General features: G+C 37.2%; 1 rRNA gene. It reads right to left on the bottom strand.

What is annotated here, in order from left to right:
- Positions 1-449: 449 nt before the first annotated feature.
- Positions 450-559: ribosomal RNA gene (gene rrf / locus ACP7AE_RS14185) — 5S ribosomal RNA — on the bottom strand; the annotation flags it as partial.

Genomic DNA, 559 nt, shown 5'->3' on the forward strand with positions numbered 1-559 from the left:
TAGCTTCCTTTGCTGTGGGGCGTATTATATAGAGTTTAAGGTGGGTGTCAACCGCTTTATCAGAGGTTTTTAGGTTTATTTGACAAGATTTTTAATAATGCATAGTTTTCAATGGGTTATAGGAAAATAGGGATTCGATGTATTTGGGTTTAAACGCTAGAAATACCTGTAGATGTTGTATTAAGCTGACGTTAGATGGGTTAATTGCTTATTTGAAGCTAAATATTATTCTTAATATTCTAAAATAAGGCTTATTTAATTCACTGACAGGGTAATGATTGTTAAAAAATAGGTCCAAATCAGTCTCTAATCTCTAAGTCATCTATCAGGAAACTCGAATTCTAGCTGATTTTTTAAACCCGCATTGGCATTTTTTATCTTGGCACTTTTTCTTAGGCAAAGAAAATCCCCCGGCTAGATAACTAGTCGGGGGATATTTCAGAATAGAGAGCTGACGATGACCTACTCTCACATGGACGAATCCACACTACCATTGGCGCAATGATGTTTCACTTCTGAGTTCGGGAAGGGATCAGGTGGTGCCATCATGCTATTGTCG

This window comes from Psychrobacter sp. TWP2-1-2, assembly GCF_049896785.1.
Classification (GTDB): Bacteria; Pseudomonadota; Gammaproteobacteria; order Pseudomonadales; family Moraxellaceae; genus Psychrobacter.